We start from the raw sequence: 14,718 nt of genomic DNA on the forward strand, positions 1-14,718 counted from the left end.
AAGCGGCCTCGCGCCGCGATGGGCCGCAAAGCGGCCCCAGCAACTCCACCCCAAACCCCATATCCACAGCCCCACACACCCCCGCCTCCCCCAAAAACCCACTCAACTTCCAATTCCATGACCCACCGCACACTCCCCGCAACATCCCACCCCTAATCCCCGCCCCCACAACCGTGTATCATGCGCCCCCCAAAACATTAAAAAGTGACGTCGCGCGCTGCCTGCCAGCCCTGCGGCCATCTGGCGTTGCGCCAGATTCGACAACGGACCTGACTCTCGTGACCCAAGCCAAGCCCCTCGCCCTGCTCGCCTTCGCCCTGGCCCTCACCGCCTGCGCCAGCGGCCCCTCGCACCCCGCCCCCGGCAACCTCGGCTGGAACCACCCCGGCATGCAGCTGGGCGGCGACCGAGGCCTACCCCTGCGCGCCGACAACACCTGCCGCAAGCGCGGTTGCGACAACGACAAGCTGTTCTTCAACCCCGGCAAGACCGAACCAAACGTCACCACCCTCCACCGCGGCTGGTAAGAAAATTTCCCTTTTGGGTCGGTGAGTTAGGTCATTTTCAAACAATCGCAAGGAAGTGGTTTACACACGCCAAACGATCGTTATAATGACGCCCCATTGCCGGTATAGCTCAGCTGGTAGAGCAACTGACTTGTAATCAGTAGGTCCCGGGTTCGATTCCTGGTGCCGGCACCATATAAGGTTCCAGAGAAGGTTTTCAAAATCTCTGGAACCCCCGGAAAACCCGCCTTCTGGCGGGTTTTTTCGTTTTGGCGTGCCGTCGGATTTCGGGAGTGGCCAGCGCTAATAAGGCTAGTTTTAAGGGTAGAGGTCCGTTTCGATATCGGAGACTATCCTTGCGGCCCGCAAAACTGCCCCGCCTACCGGTACCCCCTGTCGCACGGCAAAGCCCAGAAAGCGCGAGTACAAGCTCTTCGATGGGGGCGGTCTTGACCTGCTTGTGCAATCCAACGGCCGCAAGGGCGGGCGGCTCAGGTACGTGAAACCCGATGGCCGAGAAGGCCTGACTGCCCTAAGCAGTTATCCAGTGATCCGTCTCTTTCAATGGGAAGAGCCGGGCGCTCTTGACAGTGCTGCAGCCCTTATCGCATTTGGTTTTGCGGCAACTTCACTCCTGACATAGGCGTGACAGACGCCAATGGCTCTAGCAGCAGCGATGTAGGGGATGGTGCCGCAGACCAAGGAATGGGGTGCACCTGACTAACAGTCGGGCATGCCCCGGTCATCGCATTGCTGCATTTCATCCAACTCAGGATCTCGCAGCACTGGTCTCGTCAGCCAATGCAGCCTCTACCCGCCCACCTTTAACGGCTTCAAGAGGCCAGATCATGAGATGCCCTCGCTCCACGACGTCAGGAGCCGCCAGCCACAGACTAGAGGACATCCCCCACAGGTCGCAGGGGCCATCCCTGATAACGCTCAGCATTCTAGGCAGGATACGGTGGGGCGAGGATTAGCAAACGGAGGTGAAGCGTATGCAAATACGGTCGATGTGAGCTCATCCCCCTGCTCTGGGGAACAAGCGTTGGGTTGTTGGATCTTAGATATTGTGTACTAGTGTGTACAATCCTCTGATTCGTTGTGTAGTATACACACAACTGCGGCAAGCTTTGAGGAGGTGCCCGTGCACAGCCGAGACATCATCAAGCGGCTGAAGGATGACGGTTGGGTCAGAGTCAAAGGGACTGATGGGAGCCACCAGCAGTTCAAGCATCCAACCAAGACGGGGCGGGTTACGGTTCCTCATCCGAATAAAGATGTGGCAATCGGGACGCTTCGAAACATCTGAAAGCAAGCCGGTCTCTGACCGGCTTTACACTTGCTGGAAGATCGTAAGCTTGCTGTTAGCAATAGTGAAATCGAATCGCCGAACTTTTTCGGAGGGATGTTTAAAATGAAATACCCAGTTGTTTTGCATAAAGATGAAGACTCCGACTACGGAGTGACAGTTCCAGACGTACCGGGCTGCTTCTCTGCTGGCGAAACGATCGATGAAGCATTGAGCGAAGTCCAACTGGCGTTAGAGATGCACTTTGAAGGGTTGGTAGAAGATGGAGAGCCTCTGCCGCAACCTCAAAACATCGAGCTTCATAGGAAGGACCCAGCTTATGCTGATGGCATCTGGGCATTCGTAGAATTTGACGTTACCCCCTACTATGGGAAGTCGGTTCGCATTAACGCGTCTTTACCAGAAGGTCTCCTAAAACGCATAGATGATCGCGTGAAAGAAGATAGCGCTTATGCGTCCAGATCAGGATTTTTAGCCGCGGCGGCACTGCATGAGCTGGCGAAAAACTTAAACGAAGGTATAGACGCTTTAAAAACCAGAAAGACAGTATGACTTGAAAACATTAAGGGCGCCCCAGGGCGCCCTAATAATGACTAGGTATACGGGCAAGAAACGCAAGTGAAGCACTGAATCAACTTTGCGAAACTTGAGAGCTCACGGGGTATTAATCGAACTTCCGAAACGCCTTGTTGGGGCTGCAGTGCAGCCCATCGCCGCGCGAGGCCCCACAATGCCCAATGAGTCCGCTAACTGAAGCGTCACGCAGTCAATGTGTGAGCGGCCTTGTACCGCGATGGGTCGCGAAGCGGCCCTAAATGAACAGCATTACGCCTTCCGGCGGGCTTTTTCGTCATGACGTTTTACTCAAGACTCGCTCGGCTGCCTTGTGATAAGCCTGCTCTCGTTCGCGCTTATCGATAGCTACCACAAATACAACAACCTCCTGATCGATCACCTGATAGACCAATCGGTAGCCGCTACTGCGCAGCTTGATCTTGTAGCAATCCGGCAAGCTGTGTAGCCGGTTCGCTTCGACTCTGGGATTTAGCAAAACCGAGGCGAGTTTTTTCTTGAGTTGTTGCCGGATCGTATCCCCAAGCTTCTGCCATTCCTTCAGCGCTCTCGCATCGAACTCAAGGCTATAGGTCATCCAGAGAAACCTTCACTCGCTGAGGGTCGGCAAGGCGCTCGCGGACGGTCGCCAGCAGCGTTTCATCCTCATCCGTCATGAGCACAGGCCTGAACGGTAGCTGTCCACGCTCGGCCACGTACTGTAATGCCTGACGCATGAGCTCCGAGGGCGTCACGCCCAAGCGCTCGAGCTCACGGTAGGCTCGGGTTTTGAGATCGTCGTCGATGCGGACGTTGATGGAGGCCATGATGGCTTGCTCGCTGTAATGACAATGGTCTTTACAGTGACTTAATTCTTAGCTCATGGCAAGTGGCGTGGGGAGACAAGCTGACAGAAGCCTATGCGTTGCAGGCTGAGTCGTTTTTTCGATAGCCAGAATTTCAGAGCTGGGGCTGGAATACGCCTAAAAGTTTACTCAGATTCAGCCACGTGACTTATCTGCTCGGACGGCAAGGTATCGAGCTTGCCGGTCATCCCGGAGATTTTTTGTGTAGGTTCGGGATTGCTGGGGCTGCTGTGCAGCCCATCGCGGCGCGAGGCCGCTCCCACACTGGGATTCGCTCGGTTCCGGATGCGGTGTTGGGGGGGTTGCTCGTATGGGACGGCGCTTACGCAAGATACGGGTTAGGATTCCCGGTGAATTGAGCGCACCTGCCCAAGGCCCCTCACCCCAACCAAACCTCAAACCGTGTGCCCAACACCCCATCCGAGCACATATTCACACTCCCCCCATGCGCCTCGGCGATCTTCTTCACGATGAACAACCCCAGCCCCACCGACCGCACCGTGTCCTGGCAATCGCTGCCTCGGGTCATCGGCTCGAACAACGTGGGCAGCAGCGCGTCATCGATTGCAGCACCATGGTTATGCACAGTCACCACCGCCCCGTCATCCGAGAAATCCGTGGTCACGGTAATGGGATAGCGAAGGTCGCCATAGGCGACAGCGTTGGCCACCAGGTTACCCATTAACTGCTGCAACCGATCCGGGTCGACCTGCACCACGCGCCAACCGCGGGCGTAATGCCGAATCTGTGCATCAGGGAAGGCCACCTTCAGCTCGCTCACCGAATAATCCACGGCACGCACCAGGTCCACTGGCTCGCGGCGGATGGTCATGCCGGGGCCGAGCCTGACCGAGGCGAAGTCGAGCAGGTCGACGATCATGCGCAGCGCGCGCTCGGTCGAGGTATCGATGCCCGCCAACAAGCGCCGAGCACGGTCGCTTGGTAGATCGCGCTTGAGCATGGACGCGGCCATCTGGATGGCGGTCAGGGGGTTCTTCAAGTCGTGGCTGGCAATGGCGACCATCTGTTCGGAGAAGACGGCACGGCGCTGGACTTCCTGGTAGGCGGCGGCGAGTTCGGCCTGGGCGCGCTGCAGGGCGCTTTCGGCTTCTATCTTCTGCGCCAGCATTTCTTCGGCGCGTTGCATGGCTTCCAGGGCAGCCTTGCCACTGCTGGTGCTTTCGAGCGCGCTGAACAGCGCCAGATGGTAACGGATGCCGTCAACGCTTTCGCGGCGCACGCCGCTGAGCAGCATGGGCAGCTTGCGGCCGTCGCGGTGGCGCAGGGCGATCTTCACTTCGGAGATCGACCCCTGCATGTTCAGCAGTGGGCCCCAGTGGGTCAGCAGGAACACGCGGCCGTCGGCGGGCAGCAGTTGGTCGAAGCTCATCGCGTGCAGGGTGGCGCTGTCGTACCCCAGCCAGTCGGCCAGTGTCTGGTTGCAGCGCACCAGGGTGCCGTCGGGCGCCATCACCACCAGGGCACAGGGTGCGTGCTCGAAGAAGGCCTGGGTGGACAGCAGCGCCGTGTTATCCATGGTCGAGGCCAAGGTGGGTGAAGAATTGGTCCATCGCGGCCGCACAAGCGCCTGACGCGCTCAGCTGGGGGTAATGGCCCATGTTCTCGATGATGCTCAGCTGGCTGCTGGGCATGACGGCGTGCAGGTAGTTGCCTACCGCTAAAGGCACGACGGGGTCCCCGGTGCATTGCACGATCAGGGTGGGCAGCTGCAGGCCTGTCACGTCCTTGCGGTGGTCGGACAGGAAGATCACGCGGGCGAAGTGCCGGGCGATCTGGGCGTCGGTGCGGCTGAAACTGCTGGCCAGTTCCTGCTCCAGGGCCGGCTGGCCGGGGGTCCCCATCAGCACGGGGGCCATGGAGCTGGACCAACCCAGGTAGTTTTCGTCGAGGGTGGTCAGCAGGTCGTGCACTTCATCGGGGGTGAAGCCGCCGGTGTACGCCTCGTCGTCGACGTAACAGGGCGAGCCGCCCACCATGACCAGCCCCATCAGGCGGCCTGGCCGCTGGCGCTCGGCCAGGGCAGTGATCATGGCGCTGACCGAGTGGGCGACCACGATGACCGGGCCTTGGGCGTATTCGTCGATGATTTCGTTGAGATCGCTCGCGTAGCCCCACAGCGTGGAGTACTTGTCGTGCTTGTAGGCACTCAGGTCCGAGTGCCCCGCCCCGACCAAGTCGTAGGTCACGACCCGGAAGCGTTCGAGAAAGTGCGGGAGCAGCAGCCGCCACATGGATTGGTCGCAGCCGAAACCATGGGACAGAACGAGGGTCACGTCACCGGCTCCGGCAACCTGGACGTTGTTACGTTTTTGCAGGGTCATACCTCTCCCCAATACCGTTCAACGTCATGCTGAGCTGTCACGATCCGTTCAAGTCCTTGCTGAGAATAGTTGAGGGAAGCCCTACAGAAAGGTGCCGTTGAGCGACGCGTCATCGCCCCGCTAATGACTTAGTGGGGTCTTGTGCTGTAACAGTTCACGGATCGGGACGCCCACATTACGCTATATAGGCAAGCGACGTAGAAGTTTCTGCCAATTTTCTGGGGACAGACGGTCAGGCGATGATCAGGATGCCATTGGCTGGTGTTTGACTTCGGTCAACTCGAATAGCGCTGCGAAGGTTAGGCTCAGGTCATGTACCGCCTGCCGGAGGCACCTCATGGCCAAGAAATTCCCGAAGCACCCCAGCCACCCCGAGCGCATTTGCTGGGGCTGCGATCTGTATTGCCCAGCCAAGGCGCTGGCATGCGGCAATGGTGCCGACCGGACCATGCACCCGATGGAGCTGTTCGGCGAAGACTGGGACAGCTTCGATGACAGGTTCGAGCCGCCCGCTGTGGATAACGCGAAGCCCCCCATCCTCTGACCGCGCCCTCAGCCCTGCATGAACCACCTCACCCGCCGGGTGCTGGTGAGGTGTTCGTCCTTGCAACGTGGATCAGAAGGTGGTGTTGACGGTCAGCGACAAGCTGCGCGGGTCACCGTAAACGGCCCCTGCATAGAACCCGTAGCGGGTGTAGTAGTGCTTGTCGAAGAGGTTGTTGGCATTGAGGGTCACGCTGGTGTCGTCGGTCACCTGGTACTTGGCCATGGCGTTCCAGATGGCGTAGCCGGACCAGTTCACGTCGGTGGCACCACTGCTCACGCCGTTGACGGGCTGGCCCGCCGGGCTGGAAAGGGCGCGGATATTGGACTGCGCGGTAACGCCGGCGCCGACCGTCAGGCGGTCGAGTGGGCCGCTGAGGTGGTAGGTGGTAGAGGCCTTGAACAGGTGCGAAGGGTCGCTGCGCCCGTCGCTGTCGACGCGGCGGAAGTGCAGGTAGGTGTAGCCGGCGTACACGTTCCAGTCCGGGGTCAAGGCGCCGGCGATTTCCAGATCGATACCGTCGGTTTCCTGGCCTGAGCCTGCTTTGTAGGCATCGCCACCGGTCGGGGTCGACAGGCCGCCGTCCAGCACGGCCTTGTTTTCCTGCTTGGTGCGGAAGTACGCCGCAGAGGCGTTCAGGCGACCGTCGAACCAGGCGCCTTTGATGCCCGTCTCGTAGCTTTGCCCACGGATCGGCTCGACCCGGCTGCCGGCACTGGTTTCCTGGGTTTGCGGGTTGAAGATGTCGGTGTAGCTGGCGTACAGCGAGTAGGTGTCGTTGAGGTCGTAGACCGCGCCCAGGTAGGGAGTCACAACGCCGTTTTCTTCCTGGCTGGTGCGCACGGCATCCACGCTGCGGGTGATGGCCGAGTAGTCAGTGGTGCGCACGCCCAGGATCACCGACAGTGGGTCGGTGATGCTCAGGCGGGTCGCGGCGTACATGCCTTGCAGGCGGGTGGTGGTCTTGCTGTGCTTGCCGGTCTGCGAAGCCAGCATGGCATAGTCCCCGTCCACGCCATTGCGCCAGTCGCTGATGGGCAGGCCATTGTTGGCGCGGAACAAGCAGCCCACCACTGGATCGGTGGCCTTGCCGCCACCGACCATGCTGCAGCGGTATTCCGGGGACCACTGCACGCTACGGCTGTCGTTGTAGCCGACCATGGCCTGGTGCGTACGGCCAAACAACTGGAACGGGCCGGACAGGTCGATCTGCGCCGACTGCTGGGTGGTGTCGCTCGAGCTGTGCAGGCCGTTGAGCACTGCGCCGCTGCCGTCCTGATTCCAGTAGCCGCCGAACCGGCCACGCCCTGCCGAGTTGACCTTGCCCAGGCCTCGGTGGTTGAGGGCATCGGTCGTGCTCTGGGATGCCTTCAGGTCCAGCGACCAGTCGTTGTCGAAGCGGTGCACCAGCGAGCCAAAGGCGGTGCGGGTGGTGTACTCGCCAAAGCTCCAGCTTGGTACCAGGTTGGAGCTGCGTGGCAGGTCGGTCTTGCTGCCGTCGCGGTACCAGATGGGGATGTTCGCGCCCCAGCCACCGCCCACCACCTTGTTGTACTCGTACTGATAGCCGGCACCTAGGGTGGTGGCGTCGTCCAGGTCGAACTCGAAGTTGGCCAGGGCCGCGCGTGAACGGTCGGACTGGTAGTCGCGGAACGAGTTGGCGTCCTGCTGGGTCACCACGAAACGCGAGCGCAGGCGGCCGTCTTCGGACAGCGGCAGGTTCAGGTCGGCGCCCAGGCGGCGTTTGTCCCAACTGCCGTAGGTGGCATAGGCGCTGCCGCCGAAGGTGCGAGTGGGCGCCTTGCGAATCAGGTCGATGGTGGCGGACGGGTCACCGGTTCCGCCGAGCAGGCCGTTGGCACCGCGCACGATGTCGATGCGCTCGTACAGGTCCATGTTCAGGGCGTTGCCGCTACCGCTGAAGTCGGACGCGCCGGGTGCCTGCAGGCCGTCGATTTTCCAGTTGGTGATGGAGTAGCCACGGGCGCGGTAATCGGTGCGTCCGCCCACTTCGGCTTTGCTGGCGGTTACCCCGGGGGTGGTTTCCAGCGCCTGCTCGATGCTGTGGATGGCGCGGTCATCCATCTGCTGGCGGGTGATGGTGGTGACCGACTGTGGCGTTTGCCGTGGGGTCAGCGCCAGGCCGGTGGAGCTGCGCGTGCGTTCGACGGTGTAGCCCAGCTGGCCGGCATCGTCCTGGGGCAGCAGGGCACTGTCTTCGATTTGAGTGGCATCGAGCACCAGAGGTGCGCTGTCGGCGGCCATGACGCCACCGCTGATGGCGAGGCCGACGAAGAAGGCAATTGGCTTGAGGCGGGTGCCGCCACAGGTGAACGCGGTGAAGGTGTTGGCGATGCTTGAGGGATTCATTTGGGAAGGCTTCGTATTTGCAGATGATTTTTTGTTAGGATTCTAGGGATCAGTCCTCCGGGCTCTACACCCGACATGTACGAGGATGTAATGCAACGTAACGGGCGTTGACGACGCCCGCCTCACAGGTGTTTTTTCAGATGAGCACAACCCTGCTGGTTGTTGATGACGACGACGAGATTCGCGAGCTGCTGTGCGATTACCTGACCGATGCAGGCTACGTCGTACTGGCGGCGGCCGACGGCAAGCAGATGCACGAGCACCTGGCGCGGCAAAAGGTGGACCTTGTGGTGCTGGACCTGATGCTGCCCGGTGAAGATGGCCTGAGCCTGTGCCGTCAGTTGCAGGCCCTGCCGGGGTTGGCGGTGATCATGCTGTCGGCCAAGGGCAGTGCACTGGACCGCATCATTGGCCTGGAAGTAGGGGCCGACGATTACCTGGCCAAGCCTTTCGAACCCCGAGAACTCATTGCCAGGATCAAGGCCGTGCTGCGCAGGCCCCATCGGCTGGAGGCTGCCGTACAGGAGCCAACCCAGGTCCAAGCCCATGTCTTTGCAGGTTTTCGCCTGGAACATATCAAGCGCCTGCTGACCCGCCCCGACGGGCACACCTTGACCTTGCCGCGCTCCGATTATCGGGTGCTGCGCGAACTGCTCGAAGCCAACAACCGTGTGGTGTCTCGCGACCAGTTGACACGTAGTGCCTTCAGCCGCGACCACCTGCCGGACGATCGCTCGGTCGACATGTGCGTCAGCCGCCTGCGCCAGCATCTGCGCCATGCGCCTGGCGATGTGGCGCAGATCCTCACCATCCGCAACGAAGGTTATCTGCTGAGCATTGCTCAGACCCAGGCTACGGCCTGACATGCGCTGGGCTCGCCGACTGTGGCCGCGCACGCTGTTCGGGCAGCTGATGCTGATCATGGTGGGCGGCACCCTGGCCATTCAGTTGATGTCCAGCAGCATCTGGTTCGATGTGCGCTTCGCCCAGGTGTTCGAAGCCCCCGTGCGCTTGATTGCGGCGCGCAGTGCACCGCTGATCCAGCAGGCCAGCTGTCATGCCGGCGTGCTCAAGGTGCCGGCCCATTACCAGTTGCGCTGCGCCGAGCAGCTGCCCGTACTGCAGCAGGACGAACGGCGCGGGCGCAAACGGGTCGAGTTGCTGCTTCATCAGGCACTGAAATACGAGCTTGGCCATGAGCCGCAGGTGCGCTTGATGAAGGTGCAGTTGACCGACGAACTGGGCCAGCCGATCGTCTGGCGCAGCCTGTTCGGGCTGCGCACCGCCCAGGCCCATCTTCAGTTTGCGGTGCCGTTGGCAGACGGGCATTGGCTGACCATCGACGGGCAGGAACTGCAGGGCTGGAGCGGCGAATCCGCCTGGCTGCTGATCAGTGACTACCTGCTGCGGGTGTACGCGTTGCGCATTGTCGCCGTGCTGGTGGTGTGCCTGATTGCCGTGCGCCTGTGCCTGCGTCCGCTACGCCGCCTGGCGGATGCGGCGCTGGCGCTGGGCAGCAACCTGCAACAACCGCCGCTGGCGCTCGATGGTCCCGATGAGGTTCGTCAGGCCGCGCAAGCCTTCAACGCCATGCAGCAGCGCCTGATCGCCATGGTCAACGACAAGGCTTACTTTCTCGCTGCTGTCTCCCATGACCTGCGCACCCCGCTGACGCGCATGCGCCTGCGCCTGGAACGCATGCCCGACGACGAACACCGGCAGCGCTTACGGCAGAACATCGCCCAGATGGACGACATGATCGGCCAGGTGCTGGACTACCTGCGTGCGGGCGAGCAGCAAAACCTGCAACCGGTCGACATGGATCGCCTGGTGATACGCCAGTGCGCCGAGCTGGCCACTGCCGACGAACCCATACCCGTGCACGGCCATGGCGGCGTGGTGAGCGTCGATGCCCTGATGGTGCAGCGTTGCCTGCAAAACCTGCTGGTCAATGCATTGCGTTATGCCAGTCAGGTGAGTGTGTCGGTGGAGCGCGTAGGGGCACGGGTGCTGGTTCACGTCGAGGATCGAGGCCCAGGCATTGCGCCGCACCTGCTGGCGACCGTCACCGAACCGTTCGTACGGGGCGAGAGCTCGCGTAACCAGGCATCCGGCGGGTATGGGCTGGGGCTGAGTATCGTCGAGCGAATCATGACCAGCCATGGGGGGGCATTGCGGGTGCGCAACCGTGAGGGGGGCGGGTTGCGCGTGACCCTTGAGCTGCCTGTCTAGAGACGGGCAGCCCGTAGGCTCAGGCCAACGGCGCACGCGGTGCGAAGGTGGCCTGCGTGGGTGACCGGATCAGAAGATGCTGATCGGGTACTCGACGAATACGCGGACTTCGTTGCCGTCGTCGTTGTAACCGTTCTGGCGCACGGCATTGTTGGTACGCAGGAACGAGCTGCGCAGCTTGACCGACAGGTCCTTGGCAGGGCCTTCCTGTACCACGTAGCGGATCTGGTTGAAGATCTCGCGCTCCTTGCCTTCGCCGAAGCCCTGTGGGTTGGCGACATTGCGGGTGTTGATGTTGTCACCCACCACGTAGGCCAGCTTGTAGGTCAGGCCAGGGATGCCGTAGGCACCGAAGTCCAGGCCATAGCCCAGCTGCCAGGAACGCTCGTCCTCGGCATTGAAGTCGGACCAGTAGGAGTTGGCCAGGAAGATGGTCGAGCCACCGTCACCCACGCCGCCCTGGTTCTGATACCAGCCGTAGTTGTAGCCGGTGCTGCCAGTGCTGCGCTGGTGAGCGAGGGTAAACGAGTGGGCGCCGTAGGCGTAGGTGGCGGCCAGGCTCCAGATGGTGTTCGAGTCGCCGTTCAGGCCCGCTTCACGCACGTACTTGTTGTCGATGCTCGACTTGTAGCCGTTGAAGTCCAGGGTCAGGGACTGGTTCTCGGCAATGGCGTAGACGTAGTTCAAGCCCAGGTAGTGCTTCTTCATCACGTCTTCGGTGTCGGCGGTGTACAGCGACGCGGTGAAGTTGTCGTTGAACTTGTAGCTACCGCCCAACACGTTGATCGACTTCAGACCACCGCCATCGCGACGTTCGGCGCTCTTGCGCGCTTCCTGGGTGAAGCGACCGGCGTTCAGCTCCAGGCCTTCGATTTCCTTGGAGGTGATCAGGGTGCCGGTGAAGCTTTCCGGCAGCAGGCGCGCATCGTCGTACTGGAGCACTGGCAGGGCGGGCATCTGGTCACCGTACTTGAGCACGGTGTTGGAAATGCGGAACTTCACGGCGGCACCGGCACGGGCCAGGTTGTGCGGCGAACGGGCATTGCCATCGGCGTTGGTGGTGTCGTGCGGCTTGAAGAAGTCGACGCCGCCGCCACCGTTGTGGCCCTTGCCGCCGTCCAGGCGCAAGGCGTACAGGCCGAATGCATCGACGCCGACCCCGACGGTGCCCTGGGTGAAGCCGGACGAGAAGTTACCGATGAATGCCTGGCCCCACTCGATCTGGTCATCGGTGCCGTGCTTCTTGTCACGGTTGATGTAGGCGTTGCGCAGAAGGACGTTGGCGTGGCTGTCCTCGATGAAGCCGTTGCTGGCGGCCTGGTCATTGGCCTGGGCCTGGGTCGCGGCGATCATCGCCAGGGCGACCAGGCTGATCCTGGTATTCAACATGTTATTTTCCTTATTTCTTGATCGAAAACGCGCTGCGTAATGACGCCATGAACCAACGCCCCTTCGTAGGTTCGACGCTATGCAGGTTCTGCCAAAAGCCCCTTTGCCGGTAAACGCGGCCGGCCTGGCAACAGCATGGCCAAACGGATTGGCCAGCAGGCGTGGCCGAATCCTAGCGGCGTGCGATTACAAATGTCAAAAAAACGTGAAATTCAGGTTGATATAACTAAAAACCGAGCGCTCATGAGGCATTTTCTTTAGAACTAAAGCTGTAGGAGGATATTCCTTCTTGATATGGAAAACTCTTCCTGATCACAGCGACAAGTTCCCTTGGCAGGCCTTCGTAATTAGTTACAAAGTGATACAAACGTAAAAATCCAGGGCTCAGAATAGGCGAGCATTAGTAAATAGCACCCATTATCATTCGCACCTTCATTATTGCTCGGTCAAACGTGCGCCATGCCTGCCCCTTCTCGCCTCGCTCCTATCACGCTCTCCATTTCATGCCTGCTGGCTGCCAGCCCCACAAGCGCTGCCACCACCACCCTACCTGAGCTGTCCGTCACCGCCGAAAGCGAGCGGGAAAAAGACAACCCGCGGGTGCGTGAGGTCGGTACCGCGACTCGAACCGCCACTGCCGTGCGCTCCGTGCCGCAGGCGGTGGATACGATAAAGACGTCGCAGGTGCTGGACTACGGCAGCGACACGCTGGGCAAAGCGCTCGAGGGTATCCCCAACGTCAGCAGTGGTGCCGACACGCGCTTCGACAGCGTACGCATTCGCGGCTTCGAAGCCGGCAATGACTTCTATCTGGACGGCGTGCGCGATGACAGCCAGTACATCCGCGACCTGCACAGCATCGAACGGGTCGATGTGCTCAAAGGCCCGGCGGCCGTGCTGTATGGGCGGGGCGGCCAGGGGGGTATCGTCAACCGCATCAGCAAGGCGCCCGAGGCAGGCCGTCGCTCTACCCTGGAGGCACGGGCAGGCAGCGAGGATCTGCGCAGCCTGTATGCCGACCTGAGCGCAGACCCCAGCGACACGGTCAGCCTGCGCCTGAACATGGGTAACCAGGACAACAACAGCTTCCGTGACGGTATCGACGGTAGCCGCCAGCTGTTCGCGCCCTCGGTCAGCTGGCAGGTCACGCCGCAGCTGAACTGGCTGGTGCAATACGAGTACAGCCGCTTCAACCGCACGCCGGACCGCGGTATCCCCGGCGTCGATGGCCGCCCGGCGAACGTCAGCCGCAGCACGACCTACGGCGATACACAGCGTGACTTCATCGATGACCGGGCGCAGTCCTTGCGCTCACGCCTGAACTACGAGCTCAACGATGCGTGGCAACTGCGTCACACCCTGAGCCTGTTCAAGCTCGACAGCGAATTCGACAACACCTACCCCACCGCCTATAACCCCAGCAATGGCACGGTGACGCGTCAGCGCTGGCAGCAGGACCTGAACACCCGCAACCTGTTCAACACCCTGGAAGCCGAAGGCACCTTTGACACACTAGGCTTGGGGCACACGCTGTTGCTGGGCCTGGAGTTCGGCAGCCAACGCCGCGACCCTACCTTGTATACCGCGGCTGCGGCAAACGCCGGCGGGCGGCCCGTGCCGCCGCTGGACCTGTACGACCCTGACCGGAGCAAGCAGCACAACGGTCGCATGGTGATGTCCAGCAACAACCACACCGTGGTGCAAAGCCGTGGCCTGTACCTGCAAGACCAGCTTCGCCTGAACGATCAATGGCAGCTGCTGGCAGGCGTGCGCTTCGATGAATTCGACGTGGAGACCACTAACAAGGTGCGCAGCCTGTCCGAAAAACAGAGCAGCCGGACCACCAGCCCTCGCATAGGGATCGTGTACACCCCGTGGCAGGATCACTCGTTCTACGTATCATGGAGCAAGACCTTCTCGCCGGTAGGCGGTGGCCTGATCGGCATCACGCCGGGCGCCCCGGGCAACAGCAACGAGACGGCACCCGAGCTGACCCGGCAAAAGGAAGTTGGCGTGAAGAGCGACTGGTTCGACCAACGCCTGACCACCACCCTGGCGGTCTATGAACTGGAGCTTTACAACCGTCGTACCCGCGACCCGCTTAACCCGGAAATCACCTTGCTCAGCGGCCTTCAGCGCTCGCGCGGCATTGAGTTGACCGCCACGGGCAATGTGATCGGCAACTGGTACGTGCGCGGCGGGGTTGGCTTGCAGGATGCCACTATCGTCAAGGACAACAACGGCCAGCAAGGTAACCGGGTCAATGACGTGGCCAAGCGTAACGCCAGCCTGTTCGTCACCTGGAAGCCAGAACTGGGCTGGTACGCCGAAACAGGCCTGACGCTGGTCGGTCAGCGGTATGCCGACAACCAGAACACCACGGTGCTGCCAGGTTATGGCCGCTGGGATGCGCTGGCCGGGTACCGCACCCAGGCGTGGGATGTGCGGGCGGCGCTGAGCAACATTGCCGACCGGACATACTACAGTTCGGCGACCAGTGCAGCGCAGATCCAGGTCGGCGACCCCCGCAGCCTGGTCGTCACAGGCACCTACAGCTTCTGAACGTCAGCAGGGGCAGCCTTTGCGGGGCTGCCCCTGCCAGTGTGGT

At 61.3% G+C, this 14,718-nt stretch carries 13 protein-coding genes, 1 tRNA gene and 1 pseudogene; 9 read left to right on the forward strand and 6 right to left on the reverse strand.

Going from position 1 to position 14,718, the window contains the following annotated elements:
• Window positions 1-278 precede the first annotated feature (278 nt).
• From PFU01S_RS15235 to PFU01S_RS15245, 5 genes and pseudogenes are all read left to right on the forward strand, one after another.
• Entirely contained in the window at window positions 279-527 is a 249-nt protein-coding gene (locus PFU01S_RS15235; protein WP_023535804.1) for a hypothetical protein, read from the forward strand.
• 98 nt (window positions 528-625) lie between these two features.
• Window positions 626-701: transfer RNA gene (locus PFU01S_RS15240), tRNA-Thr, on the forward strand.
• A 157-nt stretch (window positions 702-858) separates the two neighbouring features.
• A pseudogene (locus tag PFU01S_RS22685) lies at window positions 859-1,065 on the forward strand (tyrosine-type recombinase/integrase); the annotation flags it as partial.
• 585 nt (window positions 1,066-1,650) lie between these two features.
• Entirely contained in the window at window positions 1,651-1,815 is a 165-nt protein-coding gene (locus tag PFU01S_RS21860) for a type II toxin-antitoxin system HicA family toxin (RefSeq protein ID WP_081783995.1), read from the forward strand.
• A 105-nt stretch (window positions 1,816-1,920) separates the two neighbouring features.
• A complete protein-coding gene (locus PFU01S_RS15245; RefSeq protein ID WP_042139646.1) occupies window positions 1,921-2,367 on the forward strand; it encodes a type II toxin-antitoxin system HicB family antitoxin in 447 nt (148 codons plus the stop codon).
• 298 nt (window positions 2,368-2,665) lie between these two features.
• Here PFU01S_RS15245 and PFU01S_RS15250 read toward each other — a convergent pair whose 3' ends face one another.
• From PFU01S_RS15250 to PFU01S_RS15265, 4 genes are all read right to left on the reverse strand, one after another.
• On the reverse strand, window positions 2,666-2,965 hold the full coding sequence (locus PFU01S_RS15250) for a type II toxin-antitoxin system RelE family toxin (protein WP_028688165.1): 300 nt from the start codon (window positions 2,963-2,965) through the stop codon (window positions 2,666-2,668).
• Window positions 2,955-3,194 carry a type II toxin-antitoxin system RelB/DinJ family antitoxin gene (locus tag PFU01S_RS15255; protein ID WP_028688166.1) on the reverse strand — a complete coding sequence of 80 codons (240 nt, stop codon included), beginning with the start codon at window positions 3,192-3,194 and terminating at the stop codon, window positions 2,955-2,957. The genes PFU01S_RS15250 and PFU01S_RS15255 overlap by 11 nt, the downstream gene beginning before the upstream one ends.
• Before the next feature lie 418 nt (window positions 3,195-3,612).
• Window positions 3,613-4,770 carry a PAS domain-containing sensor histidine kinase gene (locus PFU01S_RS15260; protein WP_042139648.1) on the reverse strand — a complete coding sequence of 386 codons (1,158 nt, stop codon included), beginning with the start codon at window positions 4,768-4,770 and terminating at the stop codon, window positions 3,613-3,615.
• Entirely contained in the window at window positions 4,763-5,575 is an 813-nt protein-coding gene (locus PFU01S_RS15265; protein ID WP_027914097.1) for an alpha/beta fold hydrolase, read from the reverse strand. The genes PFU01S_RS15260 and PFU01S_RS15265 overlap by 8 nt, the downstream gene beginning before the upstream one ends.
• A gap of 337 nt (window positions 5,576-5,912) precedes the next feature.
• Between PFU01S_RS15265 and PFU01S_RS15270 the strand changes: the two genes are divergently transcribed.
• Window positions 5,913-6,119 (forward strand): DUF3079 domain-containing protein, encoded by a 207-nt coding sequence (locus tag PFU01S_RS15270; protein ID WP_028688168.1) that lies wholly within the window; start codon window positions 5,913-5,915, stop codon window positions 6,117-6,119.
• A gap of 72 nt (window positions 6,120-6,191) precedes the next feature.
• On the opposite strand, the gene PFU01S_RS15275 is transcribed toward PFU01S_RS15270, so the two are convergent.
• Window positions 6,192-8,489, reverse strand: coding sequence for a TonB-dependent siderophore receptor (locus PFU01S_RS15275; protein WP_028688169.1), 2,298 nt, complete (start codon window positions 8,487-8,489; stop codon window positions 6,192-6,194).
• Between the two features lie 140 nt (window positions 8,490-8,629).
• Here PFU01S_RS15275 and PFU01S_RS15280 point away from each other — a divergent pair, with 140 nt between their 5' ends.
• Together PFU01S_RS15280 and PFU01S_RS15285 are read left to right on the forward strand one after the other, a co-directional pair.
• A complete protein-coding gene (locus PFU01S_RS15280) occupies window positions 8,630-9,352 on the forward strand; it encodes a response regulator (RefSeq protein WP_028688170.1) in 723 nt (240 codons plus the stop codon).
• 1 nt (window position 9,353) lies between these two features.
• Window positions 9,354-10,721, forward strand: coding sequence for an ATP-binding protein (locus tag PFU01S_RS15285; RefSeq protein ID WP_028688171.1), 1,368 nt, complete (start codon window positions 9,354-9,356; stop codon window positions 10,719-10,721).
• Between the two features lie 69 nt (window positions 10,722-10,790).
• On the opposite strand, the gene PFU01S_RS15290 is transcribed toward PFU01S_RS15285, so the two are convergent.
• Complete coding sequence (locus PFU01S_RS15290) at window positions 10,791-12,110, reverse strand: OprD family porin (protein ID WP_023535821.1); 1,320 nt, start codon at window positions 12,108-12,110, stop codon at window positions 10,791-10,793.
• A gap of 459 nt (window positions 12,111-12,569) precedes the next feature.
• Between PFU01S_RS15290 and PFU01S_RS15295 the strand changes: the two genes are divergently transcribed.
• Window positions 12,570-14,672 carry a TonB-dependent receptor gene (locus PFU01S_RS15295; protein ID WP_028688172.1) on the forward strand — a complete coding sequence of 701 codons (2,103 nt, stop codon included), beginning with the start codon at window positions 12,570-12,572 and terminating at the stop codon, window positions 14,670-14,672.
• Window positions 14,673-14,718: the final 46 nt, after the last annotated feature.

This window comes from Pseudomonas fulva NBRC 16637 = DSM 17717, assembly GCF_000730565.1.
Classification (GTDB): domain Bacteria; phylum Pseudomonadota; class Gammaproteobacteria; order Pseudomonadales; family Pseudomonadaceae; genus Aquipseudomonas; species Aquipseudomonas fulva.

Coding starts and splice junctions, on each gene's coding strand:
- PFU01S_RS15250 (WP_028688165.1), bottom strand. CDS start 2,965: ATGACCTATAGCCTTGAGTTCGATGCGAGAGCGCTGAAGGAATGGCAG.
- PFU01S_RS15290 (WP_023535821.1), bottom strand. CDS start 12,110: ATGTTGAATACCAGGATCAGCCTGGTCGCCCTGGCGATGATCGCCGCG.
- PFU01S_RS15275 (WP_028688169.1), bottom strand. CDS start 8,489: ATGAATCCCTCAAGCATCGCCAACACCTTCACCGCGTTCACCTGTGGC.
- PFU01S_RS15270 (WP_028688168.1), top strand. CDS start 5,913: ATGGCCAAGAAATTCCCGAAGCACCCCAGCCACCCCGAGCGCATTTGC.
- PFU01S_RS15295 (WP_028688172.1), top strand. CDS start 12,570: ATGCCTGCCCCTTCTCGCCTCGCTCCTATCACGCTCTCCATTTCATGC.
- PFU01S_RS15285 (WP_028688171.1), top strand. CDS start 9,354: ATGCGCTGGGCTCGCCGACTGTGGCCGCGCACGCTGTTCGGGCAGCTG.
- PFU01S_RS15265 (WP_027914097.1), bottom strand. CDS start 5,575: ATGACCCTGCAAAAACGTAACAACGTCCAGGTTGCCGGAGCCGGTGAC.
- PFU01S_RS15245 (WP_042139646.1), top strand. CDS start 1,921: ATGAAATACCCAGTTGTTTTGCATAAAGATGAAGACTCCGACTACGGA.
- PFU01S_RS15280 (WP_028688170.1), top strand. CDS start 8,630: ATGAGCACAACCCTGCTGGTTGTTGATGACGACGACGAGATTCGCGAG.
- PFU01S_RS15255 (WP_028688166.1), bottom strand. CDS start 3,194: ATGGCCTCCATCAACGTCCGCATCGACGACGATCTCAAAACCCGAGCC.
- PFU01S_RS15260 (WP_042139648.1), bottom strand. CDS start 4,770: ATGGATAACACGGCGCTGCTGTCCACCCAGGCCTTCTTCGAGCACGCA.